This is a genomic window from Actinomadura sp. 9N407, assembly GCF_044326315.1.
Classification (GTDB): Bacteria; Actinomycetota; Actinomycetes; order Streptosporangiales; family Streptosporangiaceae; genus Spirillospora.
This window is the reverse complement of the sequence record NZ_JBIRAW010000017.1, coordinates 17,408-41,632: the sequence shown is the minus strand read 5'-3', so window position 1 is coordinate 41,632 and position 24,225 is coordinate 17,408. Positions and strand designations below refer to the sequence as shown.

Annotated in this window: 18 protein-coding genes and 1 other RNA gene; 4 read left to right on the top strand and 15 right to left on the bottom strand. The window is 70.1% G+C overall.

Annotated elements, in window-relative coordinates; all coding sequences use genetic code 11:
* Window positions 1-29 precede the first annotated feature (29 nt).
* Window positions 30-278, top strand: coding sequence for an SCO4226 family nickel-binding protein (locus ACH34Q_RS25560; protein WP_395985587.1), 249 nt, complete (start codon window positions 30-32; stop codon window positions 276-278).
* On the opposite strand, the gene ACH34Q_RS25555 is transcribed toward ACH34Q_RS25560, so the two are convergent.
* The 7 genes from ACH34Q_RS25555 to ftsE form a co-directional block, all read right to left on the bottom strand.
* A complete protein-coding gene (locus ACH34Q_RS25555) occupies window positions 268-1,248 on the bottom strand; it encodes an NAD(P)-dependent alcohol dehydrogenase (RefSeq protein WP_395985586.1) in 981 nt (326 codons plus the stop codon). The two genes, ACH34Q_RS25560 and ACH34Q_RS25555, sit on opposite strands and share 11 nt — an antisense overlap.
* Window positions 1,249-1,394: 146 nt before the next feature.
* Complete coding sequence (locus tag ACH34Q_RS25550) at window positions 1,395-2,099, bottom strand: TetR/AcrR family transcriptional regulator (protein ID WP_395985585.1); 705 nt, start codon at window positions 2,097-2,099, stop codon at window positions 1,395-1,397.
* A gap of 74 nt (window positions 2,100-2,173) precedes the next feature.
* Window positions 2,174-2,546: a transfer-messenger RNA gene (gene ssrA, locus ACH34Q_RS25545) on the bottom strand.
* Between the two features lie 306 nt (window positions 2,547-2,852).
* The gene (locus ACH34Q_RS25540) at window positions 2,853-4,769 is read right to left on the bottom strand and encodes a penicillin-binding transpeptidase domain-containing protein (protein WP_395985584.1); all 1,917 of its coding nucleotides are present in this window, start codon (window positions 4,767-4,769) and stop codon (window positions 2,853-2,855) included.
* A 9-nt stretch (window positions 4,770-4,778) separates the two neighbouring features.
* Window positions 4,779-5,252 (bottom strand): SsrA-binding protein SmpB, encoded by a 474-nt coding sequence (gene smpB, locus ACH34Q_RS25535; RefSeq protein ID WP_395985583.1) that lies wholly within the window; start codon window positions 5,250-5,252, stop codon window positions 4,779-4,781.
* A 116-nt stretch (window positions 5,253-5,368) separates the two neighbouring features.
* Window positions 5,369-6,274: a permease-like cell division protein FtsX gene (gene ftsX, locus ACH34Q_RS25530; protein WP_395985582.1), complete on the bottom strand. Its 906-nt coding sequence runs from the start codon at window positions 6,272-6,274 to the stop codon at window positions 5,369-5,371.
* Window positions 6,275-6,381: 107 nt separating this feature from the next.
* Window positions 6,382-7,071: a cell division ATP-binding protein FtsE gene (gene ftsE, locus ACH34Q_RS25525; RefSeq protein WP_395985581.1), complete on the bottom strand. Its 690-nt coding sequence runs from the start codon at window positions 7,069-7,071 to the stop codon at window positions 6,382-6,384.
* 522 nt (window positions 7,072-7,593) lie between these two features.
* Here ftsE and ACH34Q_RS25520 point away from each other — a divergent pair.
* Window positions 7,594-7,776 (top strand): hypothetical protein, encoded by a 183-nt coding sequence (locus tag ACH34Q_RS25520; RefSeq protein WP_395985580.1) that lies wholly within the window; start codon window positions 7,594-7,596, stop codon window positions 7,774-7,776.
* 10 nt (window positions 7,777-7,786) lie between these two features.
* Here ACH34Q_RS25520 and ACH34Q_RS25515 read toward each other — a convergent pair whose 3' ends face one another.
* On the bottom strand, window positions 7,787-8,848 hold the full coding sequence (locus ACH34Q_RS25515) for a hypothetical protein (protein WP_395985579.1): 1,062 nt from the start codon (window positions 8,846-8,848) through the stop codon (window positions 7,787-7,789).
* Between the two features lie 206 nt (window positions 8,849-9,054).
* On the opposite strand from ACH34Q_RS25515, the gene prfB reads away from it, so the two are divergent.
* A complete protein-coding gene (gene prfB / locus ACH34Q_RS25510) occupies window positions 9,055-10,170 on the top strand; it encodes a peptide chain release factor 2 (RefSeq protein WP_395985578.1) in 1,116 nt (371 codons plus the stop codon).
* 544 nt (window positions 10,171-10,714) lie between these two features.
* Here prfB and ACH34Q_RS25505 read toward each other — a convergent pair.
* On the bottom strand, window positions 10,715-15,577 hold the full coding sequence (locus ACH34Q_RS25505; protein ID WP_395985577.1) for an NAD-glutamate dehydrogenase: 4,863 nt from the start codon (window positions 15,575-15,577) through the stop codon (window positions 10,715-10,717).
* A gap of 179 nt (window positions 15,578-15,756) precedes the next feature.
* On the bottom strand, window positions 15,757-17,460 hold the full coding sequence (locus ACH34Q_RS25500) for a serine/threonine protein kinase (protein ID WP_395985576.1): 1,704 nt from the start codon (window positions 17,458-17,460) through the stop codon (window positions 15,757-15,759).
* 298 nt (window positions 17,461-17,758) lie between these two features.
* On the opposite strand from ACH34Q_RS25500, the gene ACH34Q_RS25495 reads away from it, so the two are divergent.
* Window positions 17,759-18,376: a hypothetical protein gene (locus ACH34Q_RS25495; RefSeq protein WP_395985575.1), complete on the top strand. Its 618-nt coding sequence runs from the start codon at window positions 17,759-17,761 to the stop codon at window positions 18,374-18,376.
* On the opposite strand, the gene ACH34Q_RS25490 is transcribed toward ACH34Q_RS25495, so the two are convergent.
* The 5 genes from ACH34Q_RS25490 to ACH34Q_RS25470 form a co-directional block, all read right to left on the bottom strand.
* The gene (locus tag ACH34Q_RS25490) at window positions 18,360-20,327 is read right to left on the bottom strand and encodes an acetoacetate--CoA ligase (protein WP_395985574.1); all 1,968 of its coding nucleotides are present in this window, start codon (window positions 20,325-20,327) and stop codon (window positions 18,360-18,362) included. The two genes, ACH34Q_RS25495 and ACH34Q_RS25490, sit on opposite strands and share 17 nt — an antisense overlap.
* A gap of 116 nt (window positions 20,328-20,443) precedes the next feature.
* Window positions 20,444-21,154: an HAD family hydrolase gene (locus tag ACH34Q_RS25485; RefSeq protein WP_395985573.1), complete on the bottom strand. Its 711-nt coding sequence runs from the start codon at window positions 21,152-21,154 to the stop codon at window positions 20,444-20,446.
* Between the two features lie 123 nt (window positions 21,155-21,277).
* Window positions 21,278-22,909, bottom strand: coding sequence for an L-glutamate gamma-semialdehyde dehydrogenase (gene pruA / locus ACH34Q_RS25480; RefSeq protein WP_395985572.1), 1,632 nt, complete (start codon window positions 22,907-22,909; stop codon window positions 21,278-21,280).
* An 84-nt stretch (window positions 22,910-22,993) separates the two neighbouring features.
* Entirely contained in the window at window positions 22,994-23,506 is a 513-nt protein-coding gene (locus ACH34Q_RS25475) for a DUF6912 family protein (RefSeq protein ID WP_395985571.1), read from the bottom strand.
* A 25-nt stretch (window positions 23,507-23,531) separates the two neighbouring features.
* Complete coding sequence (locus tag ACH34Q_RS25470) at window positions 23,532-24,200, bottom strand: HAD family hydrolase (RefSeq protein WP_395985570.1); 669 nt, start codon at window positions 24,198-24,200, stop codon at window positions 23,532-23,534.
* Between the last annotated feature and the right edge of the window lie 25 nt (window positions 24,201-24,225).

Sequence of the window (24,225 nt, the reverse complement as noted above, 5' to 3'; positions counted from 1 at the left end):
GTCCAGAGACCTCACGGGAGGGATTGGCCATGGCCACGTTCATGGACGTACACCACGGACTCAACGGCATCACCGCCGAGCAACTGAAGGAAGCGCACGACGCCGACCTGGCGATCCAGGCGGAGGAAGGCGTGACCTTCGAGCACGCCTGGGCGGACCCGGAAGCGGGCCTGGTCTACTGCCTGTCCGAAGCACCCTCCGCCGAGGCGGTGCAGCGCGTCCACGAGCGGGCGGGCCACCGGGCCGACGAGGTCCACAAGGTCCCGCTCACAGTGTGATCGCGACCTTGCCACGGGCGTGGCCGCGCTCGATGTACCGCAGCGCCTCAGGGGTCTCGGCGAACGGGTAGGTCCGGTCGATGACAGGCACGAGCCGTTCCTTCTCCATCGACTCCGCCAGGAACCGCAGGTCCGCGGAGTTGGGCTTCCACCCCACGTTGACGATGCGCTGGCTGACGAACGGCGAGGCCAGGGCCCCGCGGAGAATCTGCGCCGCCGGGCCGAGCAACGCGCCGCGGCCCGAGGCGATGCCGCCCACGATCACCAGAGTCCCCCGGGACGTCAGCGGGCGCCGTAGCGCCGCCAGCGACCGGTCGCCCACGATGTCCATGAGCAGGTCGTAACGCCCCTCCCGTTCGGTGAAATCCTCGCGGGTGTAGTCAACGACCTCGTCCGCGCCCAGGGAACGGACCAGCCCGACGTTCCGGGTGCTGCACACACCGGTGACCTCGGCTCCGAACGTCTTGGCGAGCTGAACGGCGAACGTACCGATACCGCCGGAGGCCCCGTTGACCAGCACCCGCTGCCCAGCGGAGATCTTCCCTTCGTCCCGCAGCCCTTGCAGCGCGGTGTGCGCGGCCATCGAAACCGACGCCGCCTGCTCGAACGTGAGGCGAGCGGGCTTGACGGCCAGCCGGTTCTCCGCGACGGCGACGGCCTCGGCGAACGAGCCCAGCCGGACCTCCCCGAAGACCTCGTCACCCGGCTGGAGACCGGTCACATCGTCGCCCACCCGCTCGACCACGCCGGCCAGGTCGGCGCCGAGGATCAGGCCCGGCCTGGGCCGCCGCAGGCCGATGCTCAGCCGCACCAGCTTCGGGTCGGCCCGCAGGTGGCGCCAGTCGTAAGGGTTGACGGACGCCGCCCGCACCCGCACGAGCACCTCGTCCCGGGCGATGTCCGGCTCAGCGACATCCTTGAGAGTCAGCACGTCAGGCGAGCCGTAACGGTCCCAGCCCCAAGCTTTCATGGCGTCTCCCCTTCGATGCCTCGGCGCAGTCGTACGGCGTAAGGTTGTCATACGCCGTAAGGTATCCATACGACGTAAGGGAGTCAATGGCCACGACAGAAGGGATCAACCGGTCACCAAAGGTGCCCAAAGCACTCAGGAGAGGGTCACGAACCAGCGGCGCGGCGCCGCTCCAGCCCTTCGAGGATCAGGTCGAGCGCGAACTCGAACTCGAACTGGTCGTCGCAGAAGCCCAGGGTGCCGTCCGGATCGTCATGGACGGCGTCCGCCAGCATCCCGACGATGTTCGGAAACCGGTCGGCCATCTGCTCCATGACCGCGCCGGCCTCGTCCGCGCTCTGCGCGCCGTCGGGCTGGAACAACTCCTGAGTGAACCCCAGGGCGCGGCTGCCCAGAACGTGCAGCGCACGGTGGGCCAGGTCGAAGGAGAACCCGCCCGCCCGGAGGATGGCGACGACCTGGTCGTAGTAAGCGATGAAGACCGGGCTCGCGGTGGCCCGGTTCTCAAGTACCGGCGGGGCCCAGCGGTGGCGCAGGAAGACCTCCCGCGCGGCAAGGATCCGCGCACGCAGCGCCGCCTGCCAGTCCTCCTCCGGGGACGGGGCCTCGACCTCGTCCACCGCCGCCATGACCTCCCCGAGGACCACCTCGACGACACCGTCGAAGACGGCCTCCTTGTTGGCGACGTGGTGGTACAGCGACATCGCCTCGACCCCGACCTCCTGCGCGAGCCGGCGCATGGTCAGCGAGTCGAGGCCGTCACGGTCGGCCAACCCCACGGCCGCGCGCAGCACCCGCCTCCGGCTCAGCGGGATACGGGGCAGCTCGTCGGCGTCGGTCGCTGGAATCACTCGTACAGGGTAAGGCTGCCGCCGACAGCAGAACAGCCCGCCCGAAACGCATGTTTCGGACGGGCTGTTCTTCATGGTGGAGGTGGCGGGAATCGAACCCGCGTCCTTCGATGATGAGTCAGGGCTTCTCCGGGTGCAGCCTGCTTAACGCTTTCTCAGCCCCGGCGCTCGCGCAGGCGCGTCGCCGACAGGCTCAGTCGCTGTTAGATGTTCCCACTCACCCCGCGACCGGGTGGGCAGGTGAAGTCTCCTGATGATGTCAGACCCCGGGGCGGAGACTCACCCGGGCTGACAGAGTCGCTACTCGCCTCAGGCGGCGAGAGCGAACTCGGACTGCTTCTTGTTGGCAGTTATTGGTTTGCTGTCACAGGATTAACGAGGTCACGACAGCAACCCTCGACCCGCTTCCCCTGGCTCGACCTACCGAAGTCGAAGCCGGTCACCCCCATGTTGAGTTGTCAACGCGGACACCGAAGCATCCACAGCAGACGCTACATGGTTAACACACCCCACGCCAACGGGATTCCCGCCCCAGCAGTGTTTCCAAGCCCAGGCCCCACCCGCCCGCGAGCCGGAGGCGCCGCAAAAAGCAAGACCAGAGCCTCCCCCGAGACGAGGCTCTGGTCTCATTCACGACGACCGGGTCCGCAACCCCCCGAGCGGAGCCTCGGTCACCCGTAAAGACGAGCAAGGGGGCGTCCCGGGTTCCGGCCGGGCCGTAAAGAGATCACAAAACCGCTGGCGGCTCGACCGCTAGCGGCTCGCGGGGACCGCCGGGGTGCCGGTGAGGAAGCCGGCGGCGACCTTGGCGGCGTTGACCTTGCCCTCCACGGCGATCGCGAAGGCCAGGTCGCTGCGGGAGCCGACGAACCAGGAGACGGTCTTGCCGTTCTGCTCGATGGTGTCGACCACGCCGGAGACCTTGCCGGCGCCGCCGATGTTGGCGTCGCTGGCGGTACCGGAGTGGACGGCGCGGCGATACAGCATCTGCATGTCCGAGATCGACCGCCCGGGAAGGGGCTGGGCCGTGATGCCCGGCTGGAGGTCGCTGGGGTCCCGCAGGAGGTACGGGGGGCGCCAGGTGCCGTTCTCGACGGCGGCGGCCGCCATGGCCATGGACAGCGGGCTCACCTGGATCCCGCCCTGGCCGATCATCATGGCGGCCTTCTCGGCGTCGTTGGCCGGGGTGGGGACGGTGCCGGAGAAGGTCGGGACGGACAGGGCCCAGCCCGTGCCGAGGCCGAGCCGCTGGGCCTCGGCGACCAGTGTCTTGGCGTCCAGGCGGGTGCTCAGGCCCGCGAGGGTGGTGGCGCAGGAGAAGGCGAAGTGCATCTGGAGGGTGGACGCCGGGCGCGCCTTGCCACCGGGGTTGCTGAACGTACGGCCGCCGACGCTGGTGGTGGCCGGGCACTCGGTCTTGGTGTCCTGCGTCATCCCGCCGTTCAGCAGCGCCTGCGCGGAGACGAGCCCGAACGTGAGCCCGGGCGTGTAGCGGCCCTCCATCGCCAGGTTCTTGCCCTGGGTGCGGTGGTTGGCGGCGGCCATCACCTCGCCGGTGCTGGGGCGGACGACGACCAGGGAGGCCGGCACGTTCAGGCCGCTCAGGGCCAGCTCGGCGCGGGGCTGGATCCGGCGGTCCAGGGTGGTGCGGACCGGCTGCGGGTCCTGGCCGGGCCAGGCGCGCAGCTCCTGGCGCGACTTGCCGCTCGGGTCCTGGGCGACCACCCGTACGGTCGGGGTGCCCGCCAGGCGGCGCTGTTGGAGCAGCTGGAGGCCGCTGACGCCGATCGTGTCACCGGGCTGGTACGGGGCGCCGACCTGCTGCAGGCGGTCGGCCGTGGCCGGGCCGAGGGCGCCGACGACCTCGGGGGCGAACGCGGGGGCGATCGGCTCCTGGACCGCCTGGAAGTGCAGGCCCTGGACCTGCTGGAGCCGCAGGATGAGGTTGTCGTGGTCGGGCCGCTGCAGGGTCATCAGGGACAGGAACGCGTTCGGCGGCGCGGCCTTGACCCGGCCGACCAGCCGCTCGGTGTCCAGCTGCTTGCCGCTGGCGGCCTTGGTGGCCTTGGCGAGCTGCGCGAGGGTCTTGGCGGGATCGCGGACCTGGCCGGGGTAGACGCCGACGTCCACGACGTCGACCTTGCGCAGGACGGAGCGGGCGGCCGAGTCCTGGATCGGGGAGCGCTCGGGGACCTCGGTCACCACGGCGAGGCGCTGCCCGGCCTTGAGGCTGGGGTGGATGATCGACGGGTCCCACTGGACCTTCCACTTGCCGCCGATCCGCTTGAGGTCCATCAGGCCGAGGTAGGTCCAGGGCTCGCCGTTCTCACCCAGGTCGACCTTGACCGAGAAGCGCGCCTCGGCCGAGTCGCCCTGCTTGACGATCGCCTTGGCCCGTTCCTGGCCGTTGCCCGGGGGGACGCCCAGCGCCAGCTTCATCGACGCGGCGTCGAGCTGGGCGCTCACCTGGCCGAGCGCCGCGGCGACCTCCGCGCGGTCGGCGCCGGTGGTCAGGCGGGCGGCGGCCTTGTGGTTGCCGACCTCCCAGGCGATCAGGAAGTCCCGCATGGTGGGCAGTGCGGACGGCTCGGCGAAACAGGCGCCCGCGCCGCCGCCGACCAGGACCGCGCAGGTCGTGGCCGCGATCACCCTCCGGGCTCGGTTCCTCATCGGTACCCTTCACCGTCTCCTGAACCGGGCCGACGCGGCGCGCTGCATCTCCCGGTCGGCCTCGCGCTTGGCGAGGGCCTGGCGCTTGTCGTACGACTTCTTACCACGGGCCAGGCCGATCTCGATTTTGGCCTTACCGTCCTTGAAGTAGAGCGCGAGCGGGATCAGCGTCCAGCCGGGCTCGGACGACTTGTCGATGATCTTCAGGATCTCGCGCTTGTTGAGCAGCAGCTTGCGCCGCCGGCGCGGGGCGTGGTTGGTCCAGGTGCCCTGGGTGTACTCGGGAATGTGCACGTTCTCCAGCCACACCTCCCCGTCCATGACGTGGGCGTAGCCGTCGGCGAGCGAGGCGCGGCCGGCGCGCAGCGCCTTGACCTCGGTGCCCATCAGCACCAGGCCCGCCTCCCACTCGTCGTCGATGTGGTAGTCGTAGCGGGCCCGTTTGTTCTGGGCGATGAGCTTGCGCCCTGTCTCACGTGACACTGGTCGATCCTTGTCCGGCGGCGAGGCTAGGCCGCCCAGTCTAGAGGCGGCAACGACCGCACCCGGATACCGCGGGCGCGAGGTATCCGGGTGCGATGGTACGGACCGTGTCCGGTTCAGATCTTCAGGTAGCGGCGCAGCGTGAGGAACGAGGCCACGGCGCACAGCAGCACGCCGAAGCAGATCGACAGCACGATGACGGCGATCACCGTCCCCCAGCCCAGCGTGCTCGCGAACCCGACGTTGCCGGCGAGCCTGTCGATCAGCAGCACCTTGCTGGGTATCAGCAGGACCGATGCGAAGATCCCGCCGATCAGTCCCGCGATCGCTCCCTCCAGGATGAAGGGCAGCTGGATATAGGTGTTGGACGCGCCGACCAGTCTCATGATCCCGGTCTCCCGCCGCCGGTTGAACGCCGACAGCCGGACCGTGTTGCCGACCAGCAGGACCGAGGCGATCACCTGCACCAGCGCGATGAACAGCGCGGCCCATTGCAGCCCGTTGAGGATCGTGAAGAACTTCTTCAGGATCTCCTGCTCGTTGATCACCTGATCGACCCCGGGTCTGCCGAGCGCCGCCTGCGCGACGTCCTTGTACTGCTCGGGGTTCTTCAGCCTGATCCGGAACGAGTCGGGGATGTCCCCCTCCTTCGCGCTCTGCACGAAGCCCGGGGTACTGGCGAAGCGGTCCTTGAAGCGCGCCCACGCCTGCTGCTTGCTCTCGTACTCGACCTTGGCGACCTGGGGCAGCTTCTCCAGCTCGGCCTTCAGTTCGGCCTTCTGTGGCTCGGTGGCGTCCGCCTTCTGGCAGGACGGGTTGGAGCTGGTCTTGGCGCACAGGAAGATCGAGACCTCGACCTTGTCGTACCAGTAGGTCTTGGACGAGTTGACCTGCTGCCTGATGAGCAGACCGGTGCCGAAGAGCGCCATGGCGATGGCGACGGTGATGACGAGAGAGATCGTCATCGTCAGGTTCCGGCGGAGACCGATCCAGATCTCCTGGAGAACGAACTGTACGCGCATGCCTCGCTGTCCTTGATCGCCTTAGCCCCGCCTGGGAGCGTGAGTCCGGTGCGGGCTTGTGGTACGCCCGCCGCGGACCGTCGGTTCAGATGGCCGGTGGCCGGGTCTCAGTAGGCCTGGCCGTAGACGCCGCGCGACTGGTCGCGGACGACCCGGCCGTCCTCCAGTTCGACGACGCGCTTACGGAACGCGTCGACGATCGCGGCGTCGTGGGTGGCCATGACCACGGTGGTGCCGGTCCGGTTGATCCGGTCCAGCACCTTCATGATGCCGATCGAGGTGGCCGGGTCGATGTTCCCGGTCGGCTCGTCGGCCAGCAGGATCATCGGGCGGTTGACGAACGCGCGCGCGATGGCGACACGCTGCTGCTCACCGCCGGAGAGCTCGTCGGGCATCCGGTGCCCCTTGCCCTCCAGGCCGACCAGGTCGATGACCTCCGGGACGACCTTGCCGATGAAGCGCCGCGGCTTGCCGATCACCTCGAGCGCGAACGCGACGTTCTCGAACACGTTCTTGTTGGGCAGCAACCGGAAGTCCTGGAACACGCAGCCGATCCTGCGGCGCAGGTGCGGCACCTTCCAGTTGCTCAGCCTGCTCAGGTCCTTGCCCGCCACGTGGACGTGCCCCTGCGAGGGGCGCTCCTCCTTGAGGATGAGGCGGAGAAAGGTGGACTTTCCGGAGCCGGAGGGCCCGACCAGGAACAGGAACTCGCCCTTTTCGATGGCGACGTTCACGTGCTGGAGGGCAGGCCGGTTCTGGGTCGGATAGGCCTTGGTGACGTTGTCGAAGTGGATCACGGCTGCATCACGGCGGTTCAGCACCATTCTTGCGAAGGACCCCGCGCGGTCACGTACGGGAGGAATCGCGTCTATATCTCTTGTCGTCCCTGAGATGCGGACTGTAGTTTTCCTGTAGCGGTTCGTGACCTCTCCGCCGGGGACCGGCCCGGGGGCGGGGGCCGTGGACGAGGGCGGTACTCCGGGCGCCTTGCTTGCGCGGGCCCGTGCCCAGGTCCGTCAACCTGCCTGAGGCGGCATCATACAGCCGCCGTTCCGGCTGATAGGTCACCTCCAGTGGCGGGTGCCAGCTACATCTCCGGGCCTATCGGCCGCGGACGGTCGACTCTAAGGGCTCAGGCCCCGGCCCCGGTAACCCGGCGACCATGTGGCCCCGAGCAGTGTAGGGGCGGCGAACCACCGCCTCGAACCGGCCGGGCCCCAGCCTGGTCCAGGACTTTACATCCCGGTCATGCGGAATGCTGTGGAATCGCGCCTAAAGTTCTTAGTGACAGCTAGTTCCCGATCCAGAGAGACGGCCATATGAGCTGCGAACATCTGATCTGTGCCCGGTGCTCGGGTCCGGTGGTCGAGGGCCGCTGCCCGACCTGCCGGAACGCCCGGGACCAGGTGCACAGGGACGGCCCGTCCATCCCGCCCGCGCTGATTCTGGCCGCGCTCGTCGCGCTGCTCTTCGTCGCGCTGATCCTCCAGCGCGCCTACTGACGGGCCGCCGTCAGGGATTCTTCGCCGGCGGCGTGACGGCCTTGTAGATCCCGCCCGCGTCGGCGATCACATCCGCCTTGGCCCGCGGCGCCCCGTCCTTGTCCTCGTCCTCGTCCTCCTTGGGACGGGCCGGATCGAACGCGGCGAACTGCAGGGTCTCGGAGACATGGATCTCGTCGCCCTCGACCGTCCCGTCCAGCAGATGCGCGATCTCCGGCGGGATCGGCGGCTTCGCGGCCGGGTTCTTCTCCTTGTCCTTGACCCCCGTGACGCTGTTGCGGTACAGCGTGTACAGCACCAGCCCGGCGGCGTTCTCGGTCCGCAGCGCGAAGATCGGGTACGGGGTGGCGGTCAGCACCGTCTGCAGCGTCAGGTCCTTCTGCCTGGCCTTCCGCTTGGCCTTGCGGCTCTTCGCGTAGTAACCGGTGGTGACCGGCCCGGACTTCATCACCTTGGCGGCCACGCTGTCGGGCCCCTCGTAGGCCACCGTCGCCTGGATCCCCGGCATCTCCCGCGGCCTGATCAGCACCGAGGTGTCCGCGGTCGTCAGGGCCGTCGCGTACCCCTCGGCGTCGAGCACGACCTTGGGCAGCTTGGCCTTGGGCGCCATCGTCGTCTTCAGGCTCAGCGTCCAGCGATCCTCGGGCGAGCGCAGGATGAACGCCATCAGCACGTTCTCCTTGCTCTTCTCCTCCCCCGGGACGCTCCGCGACACCGACGCCACGAACCACTGCGGGAACACGTCGGGCTTGAGCTTGGGGACGTACAGCTTCGGCTCGGCGTACGCGTAGCGCCGTACCGGATCACCGTCGAACGCGGCCTTGCGGTACTCGGCCGCCGTCAGCGGCGACTCGCCGTCCGACACCCACGTCAGCGCCAGCCGCTCGTCACCGGCGGCACGCGCCACATCGTCGTTGGTGACGAAGGTACGGAACTCCCGCTCGGCCACGGCGAGCGTCAGCGGCTCGGGCTCGGGCTTCTCGGTGGTGGCGGCGACCGTCGTCGGCCGTACCTCCGGTTCGCTTCCGGCGCAGCCGGACGCCGCGAACGGCACCAGCACCAGCAGTGCCACCACAAGCAGTGACGAGGTCCTTCGCGCAGTAGCCATGACGCCGCCCGAACCCACCTCTCCCTCGGCCCTGTGCCAACGAATCCCCCGAAATGGATCCGCTCCGCCGCGGTGACCCGAGATTCTGCCACCCACAGCGTATTGGTCAGGCGGGAATGCGGTGTCGCGCACTGCTCGGGGCAGTACCGGGACGGCGATAAGCTCGGAGTGTGGCAGGCATCGACCCGGAAGAACAGCTCAAGGAACTCGGCGCGACCCTGTCCAGCATCGAGCAGGTGCTGGACATCGACGCCATGCGGCGCGACATCTCCGAGCTGCGCGAGCAGGCCGCCGATCCTGAACTGTGGAACGACCAGGAGCGTGCCCAGTCGGTGACCCGCCGCCTGTCGTACCTCGAAAGCGAGCTGGGCAGGGTCGAGAGCCTGCGCCAGCGCATCGACGACGCCGGAACGCTCTACGAGCTGGCCCGCGAGATGGAGGACGAGGACACCCGCAAGGAGGCCGACGACGAGCTGGCAGGCCTGGTCAAGGCCGTCCAGCTGCTCGAGGTCCGCACGCTGATGTCCGGCGAGTACGACGAGCGCGAGGCCCTCGTCACCATCAACGCCCAGGCCGGCGGCATCGACGCCGCCGACTGGGCCCTCCAGCTCCAGCGGATGTACCTGCGCTGGGCCGAGCGCCACGGCTACCCCACCGAGGTGTACGAGACGTCCTACGCCGAAGAGGCCGGGATCAAGTCCACCACCTTCGCGGTGAAGGCCCCCTACGCCTACGGCACCCTCCGTGGCGAGCACGGCACCCACCGCCTGGTCCGCATCTCCCCGTTCGACAACGCCAGCCGCCGCCAGACCTCCTTCGCCGGCCTGGACGTCGTCCCCGTCGTCGAGCGCAGCGACCACGTCGACATCGACGAGAGCGAACTGCGCATCGACGTCTACCGCTCCTCCGGCCCCGGCGGCCAGGGCGTCAACACCACCGACTCCGCCGTACGCATCACCCACCTCCCCAGCGGCATCGTGGTCTCCTGCCAGAACGAGCGCAGCCAGCTCCAGAACCGCGCCAGCGCGATGAACGTCCTCCAGGCCAAACTGCTAGAGCGCAAGCGCAAGCAGGAAGCCGAGACGATGTCCCAACTCCGCGGCGAGGGCACCAGCAGCTGGGGCACCCAGATCCGCAACTACGTCCTGCACCCGTACCAGATCGTCAAGGACCTCCGCACCGGCGTAGAGGTAGGCAACCCCACCGCCGTCCTGGACGGCGACATCGACGACTTCATCGAGGCCGAAATCCGCTGGATGCGGCAGGCTGAATCAGGCGGGCAGTAACCCCTGGGGGGACCACCCCCAGACCCCCAGGCGGACCGGCCACGCCCCCTGCGCTCGCTGGCGCTCGCTCCGGGAACGCGTCCAGTCCGGGTGGTGGGCTCCCGCCCCCCACGCCCCCTGGCTGGGGGCTCCGCCCCCTAGTCCCCAACTCCTGGGGCTTCGCCCCTTGCCCCCATGTCACGGGCTGAGGGCAGCGGTTCTGTGGGGCGGACATGGCCGACATTCGCCAGATAAGCATTTTCCCTGAGTGACCGGTCGGTCACGCTGCGAGGATGGTTCGCGGTTCGGTCGGGTGCCGGGACGTCCTGCTTTAGTTGACCGCTGCGGCGGGCCGTACCGGCACCCGGCGGCACCGATGACCTCTTGTCGCTACTTCCACCCCAGCCCGTCAGAGACGGGGGCCAGGGGGTCTCCCCCGGCGGGGGGCGTGGGGGGCGGAGCCCCCCGCACGGATCCGAGCGCGGCCCCTTCGCGAGCGCAGCGAGCGAAGGGGCCGCGAACGGTCCGCCTGGGGGTCTGGGGGTGGTCCCCCAGGTAAATACAGCTAGTTCGGCAAATTACTCGCTGTTACCAGGGTGCGGATTGCTCCTAGGGCCACTGACAGGGTTGCCAGGTCGAAGCTGTCGCTCTCCCAGATCTCCGACAGGGTCTGCTGGGCTCTGGCGACCGCGGTGCTGTTCTTGTCCGACCAGTGGGCCATCCGGTGTTCGGGCAGGGTGCCCGGTTCGCTGGTGACCAGGACGTCGCGGGTGAGGGCCGCGTGGGCGGCGTACAGGTCGTCGCGGAGGGCGGAGCGGGCCATGGAGCGCCAGCGGTCGTCGCGGGGCAGGGTGATGATGCGCTCGCGCAGGCGGGACAACTGGAGGCGGTCGGCGAGGTCGAAGTAGACCTCGGCGGCCTCCTCGACCGGGCGACCGGTGTCGTGCGCGATCCCCACCAGGTCGAACGTGGAGTAGGCGGGGACGAGCATCGCGCACTGCTCGGCCAGCTCGTCGGGTACGCCGCGTTCGGCGAACTCGTCGCGGCGCTGCTCGAACGAGGCCAGGTCGAGGCCGACGAGGAGCTTGGGCAGCCGGGCGCCGAGGGTGACGGCGCCGCCGGAGAAGAAGTCGATGTTCTCCCGGATGTCGAACGGGGGGCGCCGGTTGTGCAGCAGCCAGCGGGCGCCGCGTTCGGTCAGCTTGCGGGCCTCCAGCAGCATCTTGATCTGGGTGGACTCGTCGACCTGGTGGGACAGGCCCTCGACGGAGCGCCAGAACCGGGGCATGTCGAAGACCTCGCGGGCGACCAGGTAGGCGCGCGCGATGTCGGGCGAGGACGCCCCGGTCTCCTCGTTGAGGCGGAAGCCGAACGTGATGCCGCTGTTGTTGACCACGTCGTTCACCACCGCGGTGGTGATGATCTCGCGGCGCAGCGGGTGCCGGTCCATGTAGGGGCGGAACCGTTCGCGCAGCGGGCTCGGGAAGTAGTCGACGAGCCAGGACTCCAGGTACGGGTCGTCGGCGAGGTTGGACTCGATCAGCTCGGCGTCCAGGGTCAGCTTGGAGTAGGCGAGCAGGACCGAGAACTCGGGACCGGTGAGGCCGAGGCCGGCCTGGCGGCGTTCGGCGAGGGCCTTGTCGTCGGGCAGGGCCTCCAGCTTGCGGCTGATCTTGCCGTCGCGTTCCAGCTTGCGCAGGTAGCGGGCGTGTACGTGCAGCATGGACGGCGCCTGCGTGCGGGTGGCGGCCAGCACGACGTTCTGCGCGTAGTTGTCGGCCAGGACGAGGTCGGCGACCTCGTCGGTCATCTCGGTCAGCAGCTGGTCGCGCTGCTTGCCGGTCAGCTCGCCGTCCCGGACGACCTGGTCGAGCAGGATCTTGATGTTGACCTCGTGGTCGGAGGTGTCGACCCCGGCCGAGTTGTCGATGAAGTCGGTGTTGACGAGGCCGCCGCCCCGGGAGTACTCGATCCGGCCGAGCTGGGTGAGGCCGAGGTTGCCGCCCTCGCCGATCACCCGGCAGCGCAGCTCGGCGCCGTCGGCGCGGACCTGGTCGTTGGCCTTGTCGCCGACGTCGGCGTTGTTCTCGGTGGACGCCTTGACGTAGGTGCCGATGCCGCCGTTCCAGAGCAGATCGACCGGGGCGCACAGGGCCGCGTGGATCAGCTGGAACGGGGTCATCGCCTTGACGTCGGGGGCGATGCCGAGAGCGGCCCGCATCTCCGGGGTGAGCCGGATCGACTTGACCGTACGGGGGAAGACGCCGCCGCCCTTGGAGATCAGCTTGGCGTCGTAGTCGCCCCAGGTGCTGCGCGGCAGGGCGAAGAGCCGCTCGCGCTCGGCGAACGAGGCCTCGGGGTCGGGATCGGGGTCGAGGAAGATGTGCCGGTGGTCGAACGCGGCGACCAGCTTGGTGTGCTTGGACAGCAGCATCCCGTTGCCGAACACGTCGCCCGACATGTCGCCGATGCCGACGGTGGTGAAGTCCTCGCTCTGGACGTCCTTGCCGAGCGAGCGGAACAGGTACTTCACCGACTCCCAGGCGCCGCGCGCGGTGATGCCCATCGCCTTGTGGTCGTAGCCGACCGAGCCACCGGAGGCGAACGCGTCGCCCAGCCAGAAGCCGTACGAGGCGGCGACCTCGTTGGCGATGTCGGAGAACGTCGCGGTGCCCTTGTCGGCGGCGACCACGAGGTAGGTGTCGTCGCCGTCGTGCCGGACGACGTTGGGCGGCGGTACGACCTTGCCGTCGACGAGGTTGTCGGTGACGTCCAGGAGCCCGGAGATGAAGTCCTTGTAGCAGGCGATGCCGGCCTTCATGAAGGCCTCGCGGTCGGTGGCCGGGTCGGGCAGCTGCTTGCCGACGAAGCCGCCCTTGGCACCGGCCGGAACGATCACGGTGTTCTTGACGGCCTGCGCCTTGACCAGGCCGAGGACCTCGGTACGGAAGTCCTCGCGCCGGTCGGACCAGCGCAGCCCGCCGCGCGCCACCGAGCCGAACCGCAGGTGCACGCCCTCCACCCGGGGCGAGTACACGAAGATCTCGAACGTGGGCCGCGGCTGCGGCAGTTCGGGGATCCCGGACGGGTCGAACTTCAGCGACAGGTACGGCTTGCGCTGGTAGTGGTTGGTGCGCAGGGTGGCCTGGATCAGGTCGAGGTAGGCCCGCAGGATGCGGTCCTCGTCGAGGCTGGCGACCTCGTCCAGGTCGCCGTTCAGCTCCTCGGAGATCCCGGCGCTGCGCTCCTGCTCGCCGCCGGCCAGCCCGGGGTCGAGCCGGCTCTCCCAGAGCCGGATCAGCAGCCGGGTGATCGACGGGTTGCGCAGCAGCACCTGCTCGACGTAGCGCTTGGAGAACGTGATCCCGGTCTGCCGCAGGTAGAGCGCGTACGCCCGCATGATCATCGCTTGCCGGAAGGTGAGCCCGACGTGCAGCACCAGCGCGTTGAAGCCGTCGTTCTCGATCTCGCCCCGCCACAGCGCGGTGAACGCCTCCTGGAAGAGGTCCTTGATGGCCTCCTCGGCCACGCCCGCCGGCGGGACGTAGCGCAGCCCGAGATCGTAGATCCAGGACCGTCCCGCGGCCGTGCCGTTCCCAGGCCCCCCGGCGTTCTTGGGCAGGATCTCGTACGGCCGCTCGTCGATCACCTCGACGCCCATGTTCTGCAGCAGCGGCAGCACCCGCGACAGCGAGATCGGCTCGCCCAGCCGGTAGATCTTGAGCCGGCGCTCGCCCGGACCGGCACCGTACGGCTCGTACAGGTTGATCGAGGTGTCGCGGGACTCGTCCAGCTCGTCCAGCCGCTTGAGGTCGGCCACGGCGGTACGGGCCGGGAAGTCGGCCTTGTAGCCCTCGGGGAACGCGTCGCCGTACCGGCGGGCCAGGACGCCCGAGCGCTCCTCGCCGCACTGCTCGACGATCGCGTCGGACAGGTCGTCGGCCCAGGAGCGGGTGGCCGCCGCCAGCCGGGCCTCCAGGTCCTCCACGTCCACGTCAGGGAGCGGACGGCCGCGCTCGCCGCGTACGACCACGTGCAGGCGCGCCAGGATCGACTCGGTCACGTTGGCGCTGTAGTCGACGCTGACGCCGTCGAACGCGCTGCGCAGTATCTCCTGGATCCGCAGCCGGACCTTGGTGGTGTAGCGGTCCCGGGGCAGGTAGACCATGCAGGACATGAACCGGCCGTACAGGTCCTTGCGCAGGAAGAGCTTGAGCCGGCGGCGCTCGCGCAGCCGCAGCACGCCCAGCGCGATCGGCTCCAGGTCGTCGACCGAGATCTGGAACAGCTCGTCGCGCGGGTAGCTCTCCAGTATCTCGATCAGGTCCTGGCCGTCGTAGCTGTCGGCGGTGAACTCGGCGCGGTCCAAGACCTCCGAGAGCTTGCGCTTGAGCACCGGGACGTTGGCGATCGACTCGCTGTAGGCGACGTGCGTGAACAGGCCGAGGAAGCGCCGCTCGCCCGCCACCTTCCCGGCGGCGTCGAACTTCTTGACGCCGATGTAGTCCAGGTAGGCGGGGCGGTGCACGGTCGCGCGCGAGTTGGCCTTGGTGAGCACCAGCAGGTGCATCTCGGTGGCCTTGTCGCGGACCTCCGGCGGCAGCGCGGCGAAGCTGTCGGACTCGGGCTTGTCGTTGCGCAGCACGCCCAGCCCGGTGCCCGGGACCGGCCGCAGCGCGGTGCCGTCGTCGGTGAGGGTGTAGTCGCGGTAGCCGAGGAACGTGAAGTGGCCGTCGGCCAGCCAGTCGAGCAGCTCGACGCCCTCGTCCAGCTCCTTCTCCGCCAGCGGCGGCGGCTCGTCCCGGATGCCGAGCGCGATCTCGCCGGCCCGGGAGCGCATCTTGGGCTCGTCCTCGACCGCGACCCGCACGTCCTGCAGCACGCGGATGAGATCGCGCTCCAGCTCGTCGAGCCGGGCCCGGTCGCTGGTGCGGTCCACCTCGATGTGGATCCACGACTCGTCGATGTCGGTGTCGCTGGCCAGCTTCCTGCGGAACGCCAGGAGCCGGCCCGCCACGTCACGGTCCACCCCGAGCAGCGGGTGCACGATCAGGTGGGTGGTGAGCTGGTGCCGGGACAGCTCCATCGTGACCGAGTCCACCAGGAACGGCATGTCGTCGGTCACCACCTGGACCACGGTGTGCCCGGGGTCCCAGCCGTTCTCCTCCAGCGTGGGCGTGAAGACCCGTACCTTCGCGCGCCCCTGGGGACGCTCCTCGCCCAGCAGCCGGTGGGCCATCGCGGGCCCGCAGATGTCGGCCGGATCCCGGGACAGCAGATCCTCCGGGGCCACGTTGCGGTAGTAGAGCCGGAGGTACTCGACCGCCTCCTCAACGTCCCCCACGCTGCGGGCCCCCGGCCGCTGCGCGCACGTTTCCGCCGCCCGCCGGAGCAGGTCGTGCTTGGCCTGGTCGAGCTTGCCGCCCATCAAACAACAACTCCCCTGAAGACCTCTCGCCACTCCGTTGTGGCGCCGCTCACTGCGCCAGCGTAGCCAGGAATTCCCCCAAAGCCGACTCGCGGGGATGTGCGGCCACCATGGCCTTCCTTAGGGTCAGGCTCACCAAACCTGTCGCCGGTGAACATTGACCCGGTTTTACCGCCCGTTCAGGCGCCGGTGTCCGCACCACCACCGGCACCCGGGTCAGGGTCCGGCGGCGGGTCCTCGGGATCCGTCGGCGGGTCCTCGGGATCCGTCGGCGGGTCCTCCGGGTCGGTCGGCGGGTCCACCGGCGGCGTGGTCGCCGGGCCGCCGCTCACCGTCGGGGACGGGGACGTCGTGGGCGAGAGCGTCTCCGACGGCGAGGGCTGCGCCGTGCCCTGCCCGGTGTCCGTCGGCCGTGGCGCGTTGCGGGCCGACTCGGTGGGCGTGGTGCTCGGGACCGAACTCGCGGGCGGCATCGGCCGGTTGGAGTTGCTGATGGGCTGGCCGGTCTTGTCCTTGCCGTCGCCGCCGAGCAGCAGCATCGCCGACGCGACGGTCACCGCGACGACGAGCGCCGCGGCGCCGGCGAGGGCGGCCACCCGGTTGCGGTCGCCGAGCGCCTGGCGCAGGCCCTGCCCGCGCCCTTCGATCAGCTCGGGGGGCAGCGTGTTCTGTGCCGCCCACTCCGAGGGCGACGGCAGCCGCTCCTCGTGGCTCTCGCGGCGCGGACCGCCCGCCCAGTCGTCGGCTTCGTCCTGGACGTCGTCGTACGCCTCGTCGGCGTCGTAGGCGGCCTCAGGGCCGTACGCGTCGTCGGGGTCGTACGGATCGTCGGGGCCGTACACGTCCTCGCGGCCGTACAGCTCCTTGCGGCCGAGGCCGATGGACTGGGTGGTCCCGGCGGTCGCGATGCCGGCGGCGCCCAGCGGTGACCGGGACGGGACGGCGGTCGCGGCGGCGCGCGCCTCCTCCTGGTCGAGCTCGGCGGCCAGCTCGCTGCCCTCGGCCAGGATCGCGTCCGCGTCCTCGTCGTCGGCCTCGCCGGCGGCGACGGGGACCGATGCGGGCACCTGGGCGGGCTCCTGGTGGCCGAGCAGCCGCATCAGCAGCTGGCGGGCGTTGGGCCGGTCGGCCGGATCCTTGCTGAGGCAGTCGGTGACCAGCACGCGCAGCGTGCCGTCCAGCTCGCCCAGCTCGGGCTCGTGGTGCAGGATCCGGTTGATCACCGCGGGGATGGTGTCCTGGCCGAACGGGGGCTCGCCGGTGGCCGCGAAGGCCAGCGTCGCGGCCCAGCAGAACACGTCGGCCGGGGTACCGATCTCGTCGCCCTGCAGCTGCTCGGGCGCCATGTAGGAGGGCGTCCCGATCACCTTGCTGGTGAGCGTGGTGGAGCCGCTGATCGCCCGGGCCACCCCGAAGTCGATCACGCGCGGCCCGTCGGCGCCGATCAGCACGTTGTGCGGCTTGAAGTCGCGGTGGATGATCTTCGCCTGGTGGATCGCCGCCAGCGCGGTGGCGGTACCGACCGCGAGCCGGTCCAGCGCGGCGCCGCCCAGCGGGCCCTGCTCGGTCACCAGCTGGTTGAGCGAGGGCCCGGGGACGTACTCGCTGACGATGTACGGCCGCTCGCCGCCGGCGTCGGCGTCGATGACCTGGGCCGTGCAGAACGGGGCCACCCGCTTGGCGACCTCCAGCTCGCGCAGGAACCGGGCGCGGGCCTTCTCGTCGGCGGTCAGCTCGCTGTGCAGCAGCTTGAGCGCCACCTGGGCGCCGTCCTCGGCGGCGGCGAGGAACACGGTGCCCTGACCGCCCTCGCCGACCCGGCCGATGAGAGCGTAAGGCCCCAGCCGCTCCGGGTCACCGGAACGCAGCGCCCCAACCTCCATGCGCCGAACCGCCCTCTCTGGATCGACCGGACCCGAGGGACCCGCCGGCCGCGTGTGCGCAGACCGATCCCATGATTGTGTGACGCCCCAAAGCCAAGGGAAGTTCACCCGGACCTGAGACCTTACGTCGCGATGTGACGCTGCGCCGCCCCTGGGGACACTTTGAGTTGATCTTGAGATCTTTGCCGGCCGCGCAGGGGAACCGCCCAGACCCGGCGACGCCCGACATTATGCCAGCTCAGCGTCGCCCCGTCCGGAACATTCGCGGGCGTGCCGACGCGGCGGCGACAATAGGGCCATGACCAGCCTCGATGGACGCCGCGCCTACACCAGGGCCGACCTCATGGACGCGTACGGGCTGGGCCTCAGCACGCTGGAGAAGTGGTTCCGCGAGCGGGCCCGCAACGGCCATCCGGAGCCCGCCGGAACGGTCGGTTCCCAGCTCGCGTGGGATGCCGAGGCCTGGGACCGCTGGTACGCGGCGCGCCGTACGGCCCCTGGAGTCCCGCCCGGACTGGCGACCCGCGACGAACTGGCGGCCGAGCACGGACTCACCCGGCACGCCATGAAAACGCTCTGGGCCGAACGGGCCGGTAACGGCCATCCGGAAGTGGCCCATCGGGCAGGCAAGTCCCTCTACTGGGACAGGGCGGAGTGGGCCGCCTGGTACGCCGCGTACGAGAAGGACCAGGGCTCGGCCCGCGAGGGCGAGGGCGACCCCGAGGAGCTGATCACGCTCGCCGACGCCGCCCGCGTCCTCGGCCTGGCCCAGACGAGCGTCACCGTCTATCCGAAGCGGCCACCGGCCGGCTGGCCCGAGCCCGCCCGGACCGAGCCGCTCGGCGGTGGCCGCGTCCGCCGCCTCTACCGGCGCGGCGACATCCTGGACTACGCCCGCCTCAGGACGGAGGGATGAAGTGCTCCAGGACCTCCGGGTTGGCCAGCGAGTCGCGGTTGGCGGCCTGGTCGACCGGGGTGCCCTGGAGGATCTTGCGGACCGGGACCTCCAGCTTCTTGCCCGACAGCGTCCGCGGGATGCCCGGGACCGCGTGGATCTCGTCCGGGACGTGCCGCGGCGACAGCGCCGAGCGCAGCTCGCGGGCCAGGCGCCCGATCAGGTCGTCCGACAGCTCGCCGCCCTCGGCCGGCTGGACGTACAGGATCAGCCGGCCCTCCTGGCCCAGCCGGCCGGTGTCGATCACCAGGCTGTCGGCGATCTCCGGGAACGCCTCGACCACCCGGTAGAAGTCGGCGGTGCCCATCCGGATCCCGCCCCGGTTGAGGGTGGAGTCGGACCGGCCGTAGATCACGCAGCCGCCGTCCGGCCGGATCTTGATCCAGTCGCCGTGCCGCCAGATGCCGGGGTACATCTCGAAGTAGGACTCGCGGTAGCGCGCCCCGTCCGGGTCGTTCCAGAAGGAGACCGGCATGGACGGCATCGGCTCGGTGATGACCAGCTCGCCCACCTCGTCGCTGACGGCCTTGCCCGCGTCGTCGTACGCCTCGACCTTGGCGCCGAGGCTGCGGCACTGCAGGACGCCCGCGTACAGGGGCAGCAGTACGGACGGCCCCACGAAGCCGGTGCACAGGTCGGTGCCACCCGACAGCGAGCCCAGCAGCAGGTCCTTGCCGATCGCCTCGTACACCCAGGAGAAGCCCTCGGGCGGTAGGGGCGAGCCGGTGGAACCGATGCCGCGCAGGCCGGAGAGGTCGTACTGCTCGCCCGGCTTCTCGCCCTGCTTCGCGCAAGAGGTGATGTAGGGAGCGCCTACGCCCATGTAGGTGATGCCGGTGTCGGCGGCCATCTTCCATAGGTCGATGGGGGCGCCGTCGTACAGCACCACGGTCGAGCCCACCAGCAGGCCACCGACCAGGTAGTTCCACATCATCCAGCCGGTGGTGGTGTACCAGAAGAACACGTCGCCGGGGCCGAGGTCCTGGTGGAACGACAGCGCCTTGAGGTGTTCGAGGACCACGCCGCCGTGGCCGTGCACGATCGGCTTGGGCAGGCCGGTGGTCCCGGACGAGTAGACGACCCACAGCGGATGGTCGAACGGGACGTCCTCGAACTCCAGCGTGTCGTGGTCGGTGGCGGGCAGGTCCGCGTACGAGATCCCGGCCCGCAGGCCCTCCGGCGTGGAGGCGGGGTCCAGGTACGGGATCAGCACGGTCGCGGCCAGCGTGGGCAGCTCCGCCTCGATCTCGCTGACGACCCCGCGCCGGTCGAACCGCTTGCCGTTGTAGGCGTAGCCGTCCACCGCGATCATGACCTTGGGCTCGATCTGGGCGAACCGGTCGATCACCGACGAGGCCCCGAAGTCCGGCGAGCACGACGACCAGATCGCGCCGAGCGAGGCGGTCGCCAGGAAGCAGATCAGCGCCTCGGGGATGTTGGGCACGTACCCGACCACCCGGTCGCCCCGGCCGACGCCCAGCCGGGCCAGCCCGGCGCGCACCTCCGCGACCTGCATGCACAGCTCGCGGCCGTTGATCACCCGGTGCCCGCCCGCCTCTGAGCGGAAGATCACCATCGGCTCGTCGGGTGCCTCGGCGGCCCGCCGCAGCGCGTTGGCGGCGTAGTTGACGGTCGTCCCGGGGAACCAGCTCAGCCCGTCCACCGGCATGCCGCCGCCAGCACGGACAGGCCCGTCGCCGCGCTCCCCGACGACCTTGAAGTACGACCAGATCGCGTCCCAGAACGCGTCCACCTCGGTGACCGACCAGCGCCACAGATCGTCGTACGACTCCGCCGTCACGCCGCGGTCCCACAGCCAATGCAGGAAATGGGTCACCCGCGCGTTGGCGACGACCTCCTCAGACGGCTCCCACAACAGCGCACCTTCGGATACCTCTGTGTCGCGCGACATGTCTCTCCCCTCGCCCCAGCCGTACGTTCCCAGGATCGGGCGTGCCGAACGACCTGCGCAAGCTGAGCGATCTTGAGACCGCCGGAGGTGCCACCACGGGTCCTTCAACCACGGGGTCAGTGCGCGGTGAGCTCCAGTACGGCCCGGACGACCGCGTCGGTGTCGGCCAGCGTGGACAGCACCACCTCGGCCCCGGCGGCGCGCAGTTCGGCCTCGGTCGCGCTGCCGGAGGCCACCGCGATGATCGGCGACCCGGCGATGTGCGCGGCCTGGATGTCGCGCGGCGAGTCGGCGACGTAGACGGTCGCCCGCTCGCCATAGCGGACACCGTGCTTGTCCCCGGCGTTCGTACGGGCCACCTCCAGCAGCGCGGCCTTGCTGTAGACGCCGTTCTCGTAGCCGCCGACCTCGAGCTCGAGTCGCCCGGCCAGGCCGAGCTCGGTCACCTTCAGCACCGCGTTCGGCTCGATCGAGCCGGTGAGCACCGACTGCGCGGTGTCAGGGAGGCGGGCGATCGCGCCCACCGCCTCGCCGGCGCCGGCCAGCACCCTGCCGTGCGCCTTCAGGTCGCCCCGCCGGGCCGCGAACGACTCGGCGAGCGCGGTCATGAACGCGGGCAGGTGGTCATCGGTGGTGACGACGTCGTTGAACGCCAGCGTCTCGAAGATGATCTCGGACTCGGTACGGCCCGGGGTCGGCGCCAGCCGCACCAGCGGGCGCCCGCAGGTTCGCTGGAACGCCTCGGCGTACGCCTCGCGGGTGACCCGTCCGACGTCCACGAGCGTGTGATCGATGTTCCACAGCACCAGACGGTTCAGCGTCGTCATCCCGTTCCCAAGCACGTTCGCGGTGGCGCCGTTCGGCGCGCGGGGTCCGCCCGTACGCGTGCGTACGGGCGGACTCATCGTCGAGCCTGGCGACGGATACCGCAACTGCCCGCAAGGCCATGGTCAGGGGCCCATGTGGGGGTAGCGGTGGTCGGTGGGAGCCACGAAGGTCTCCTTGATCACGCGCATGCTGGCCCAGCGGGTCAGGTTGAAGATCGAACCGGCCTTGTCGTTGGTGCCGCTGGCCCGGGCGCCGCCGAACGGCTGCTGGCCAACGATCGAGCCGGTCGGCTTGTCGTTGACGTAGAAGTTGCCCGCCGCGAACCGCAGCCGCTCGCTCGCGGCCTCGACCGCGGCCCGGTCCCGGGCGATGATCGCGCCGGTCAGCGCGTACGCGGCGACGCGTTCCATCTGGGTCAGCATCGTGTCGTAGTCGCCGTCGTCGTAGACGTGCACGCCCACGATGGGACCGAAGTACTCCTGGACGAAGATCTCGTCCTCGGGGTCGGACGACTCCAGCACGGTCGGCCGGACGAAGTAGCCCTGGGAGTCGTCCAGCATGCCGCCCGCCAGGACCTTCATCGTGTCGATCCCGCGGGCCCGTTCGAGGGCGGCCTTGTGCTTGGCGAACGCGCGCTCGTCGATCACGGCGCCCATGAACAGCGACAGGTCCTCGGCCACGTTCCCCATGGTCAGCGCCTCGACCTCATCGCAGAACCCGTCCCGGATGCGCGTCCAGATCGAGCGCGGGACGTAGGCGCGGGAGGCGGCCGAGCATTTCTGGCCCTGGTACTCGAACGCGCCCCGTACCAGCGCGGTCTTCAGTACGGCGGGGTCGGCCGAGGGGTGCGCGACGACGAAGTCCTTGCCGCCGGTCTCGCCGACCACGCGCGGATAGCCGTGGTACGTGGAGATGTGCTCGCCGACCGTACGCCAGAGGTGCTGGAACGTGCCGGTGCTGCCGGTGAAGTGGATCCCGGCCAGGTCCGGGTGCGGGATCGCCACCTCCGACAGGGCCCGGCCGTCCCCGGTGACCAGGTTGATCACGCCGGGCGGCAGTCCGGCGGCCTCCAGCAGCCGCATCGTGTGGTGCGCGGCGAGCTGCTGGGTGGGCGACGGCTTCCAGATCACCACGTTTCCCATCAGCGCGGGCGCGGTCGGCAGGTTGCCGGCGATCGCGGTGAAGTTGAACGGGGTGATCGCGACCACGAACCCCTCCAGCGGCCGGTAGTCCATCCGGTTCCACACGCCGGGCGAGGAGATCGGCTGCTGGGCGTACAGCCGGCGCGCGTAGTCGACGTTGAACCGCCAGAAGTCGATCAGCTCGCAGGCCGCGTCGATCTCGGCCTGCTGGACCGACTTGGACTGGCCGAGGATCGTTGCGGCGTTGATCGTGGCGCGCCACGGGCCGGCGAGCAGGTCGGCGGCGCGCAGCAGGATCGCGGCCCGCTCGTCGAACGGCATCGCCCGCCAGGCCGGCGCCGCCGCGCGCGCGGCCGCGATCGCGGCCTGCACGTCGACGGCGGTCGCGTTGCCCATCGTGCCGAGCACGTGGCCGTGGTTGTGCGGCTCCACCACGTCGATCGGGGTACCGCCGCCGAGCCGCCGCTCGGCACCGATCGTCATGGTGAGCTCGGTCCGCTCGCCGGCCAGTTCCTTGATCCTGGCCTCCAGCGCGGCCCGCTCGGGGCTGCCGGGCGCGTACCCCTTGACGGGCTCGTTCACCGGTACGGGGACGTTCGTGACGGCGTCCATCGCCTGCTCCCTGGAAGTCCGACATCGTCGTCGATGCCAGCAGGTCTACCCAGCCCCGTGAAGGGGAAGCAGGAGGGATCCAGGTCAGGAGATCAGGTCGCGCAGTTCCTGGGTGGCGAACCACATCAGCTCGTGGCCTTCGGCGCCGGCCACGGTGAAGGCCGCGTCGTCGTCGCCCGCGCGGGCGGCCGGGAGCGCCCCGGCGGCGGCCCGTACGTCGTCGGCGGCGCCGGGATCGTCCAGATGCCCGGCCGCGATCTTGCGCCACGGGATCGGGACGGTCACCCGGACGAGGGCGCGGTCGTCGTCGCTGAATGGGCCTCGGGCAGCGCCGATCTGGTCGACGCTCTGGTCGGGGACCTCGGCGGCCAGCACGACCCGGCGCGGCGGGGCCTCGGGATCGTCGGCCAGCAGGCCCAGCGAGGCGCGGGCGGCGGCGGTCAGCGCCGCGTACTCCAGCTCCTCGGTGTCGCCTTCGGCGTACCACTCGCGCAGCGCCGGTGTCACCGCGTAGGCGGCGAGGGGCGCTGGCCCGGCCTCCCGCGCTTCGTGGACGCGGGCGAGACCGGTGAGTGTGGACGGAACGTAGACGCGCATGACGATCAGCAAGTCTGCCAGATCGTCAGACGGCGAGTCCCATCGCCCGCAGCTCGCCGAGTGTCGTGTCGACGTCGGTGTGGTGGACGGTCTTCATGCCGACGGCGGCGGCGGCCGTGATGTTGTGCTCGATGTCGTCGATGAACACGCACTCGGCGGCGGGCAGGCCGACCAGCTCGACGGCATGATGGAAGATGCGCTCGTCGGGCTTGCGCATGCCGACCTCGCAGGAGATCACCACGGCGTCGAAGAGATCGGCGAACAGGTCGCGCGGGTAGTCGTTGCCCCAGGAGTTGGACAGCAGCGCGGTACGGGTGCCCGAGGCGCGGGCGGCGCGCAGCGCGTCGTACATCGGCTCGACCGGATGGAACGCGCCGAACATCCGCTGGATCAGGCCTTCGGCGACGACCGGGCCGCCGTCCACGGTACGCAGCTCGGCGGCCAGCAGCCGTTCGAACTCGGCCACGTCGAGGGTGCCGTCCTCCAGGCCGTGGATGGGGTTGACGCCCGACCCGTCGTAGGCCTGCTTCACCCAGCCGCGCATCACGGTCTTGTAGCCGGCGACGTCGATGCCGTCGGCGGCGAGCCAGACGGCGACGTCGATGCCGTCGGCGGCGAGCCAGACGGCGACGGCATCGTTCAGGGGGGAGGTCAGCACGCCGCCCCAGTCGGTGATCACAGCGTTGACGGTCACGGCCCGATGGTAGGCGATCCCGGCA

Coding starts and splice junctions, on each gene's coding strand:
- ACH34Q_RS25560 (WP_395985587.1), top strand. CDS start 30: ATGGCCACGTTCATGGACGTACACCACGGACTCAACGGCATCACCGCC.
- ACH34Q_RS25555 (WP_395985586.1), bottom strand. CDS start 1,248: ATGAAAGCTTGGGGCTGGGACCGTTACGGCTCGCCTGACGTGCTGACT.
- ACH34Q_RS25540 (WP_395985584.1), bottom strand. CDS start 4,769: ATGAGGAACCGAGCCCGGAGGGTGATCGCGGCCACGACCTGCGCGGTC.
- ftsX (WP_395985582.1), bottom strand. CDS start 6,274: ATGCGCGTACAGTTCGTTCTCCAGGAGATCTGGATCGGTCTCCGCCGG.
- ACH34Q_RS25520 (WP_395985580.1), top strand. CDS start 7,594: ATGAGCTGCGAACATCTGATCTGTGCCCGGTGCTCGGGTCCGGTGGTC.
- ACH34Q_RS25505 (WP_395985577.1), bottom strand. CDS start 15,577: ATGGGCGGCAAGCTCGACCAGGCCAAGCACGACCTGCTCCGGCGGGCG.
- ACH34Q_RS25500 (WP_395985576.1), bottom strand. CDS start 17,460: ATGGAGGTTGGGGCGCTGCGTTCCGGTGACCCGGAGCGGCTGGGGCCT.
- ACH34Q_RS25495 (WP_395985575.1), top strand. CDS start 17,759: ATGACCAGCCTCGATGGACGCCGCGCCTACACCAGGGCCGACCTCATG.
- ACH34Q_RS25490 (WP_395985574.1), bottom strand. CDS start 20,327: ATGTCGCGCGACACAGAGGTATCCGAAGGTGCGCTGTTGTGGGAGCCG.
- ACH34Q_RS25485 (WP_395985573.1), bottom strand. CDS start 21,154: ATGACGACGCTGAACCGTCTGGTGCTGTGGAACATCGATCACACGCTC.
- pruA (WP_395985572.1), bottom strand. CDS start 22,909: ATGGACGCCGTCACGAACGTCCCCGTACCGGTGAACGAGCCCGTCAAG.
- ACH34Q_RS25475 (WP_395985571.1), bottom strand. CDS start 23,506: ATGCGCGTCTACGTTCCGTCCACACTCACCGGTCTCGCCCGCGTCCAC.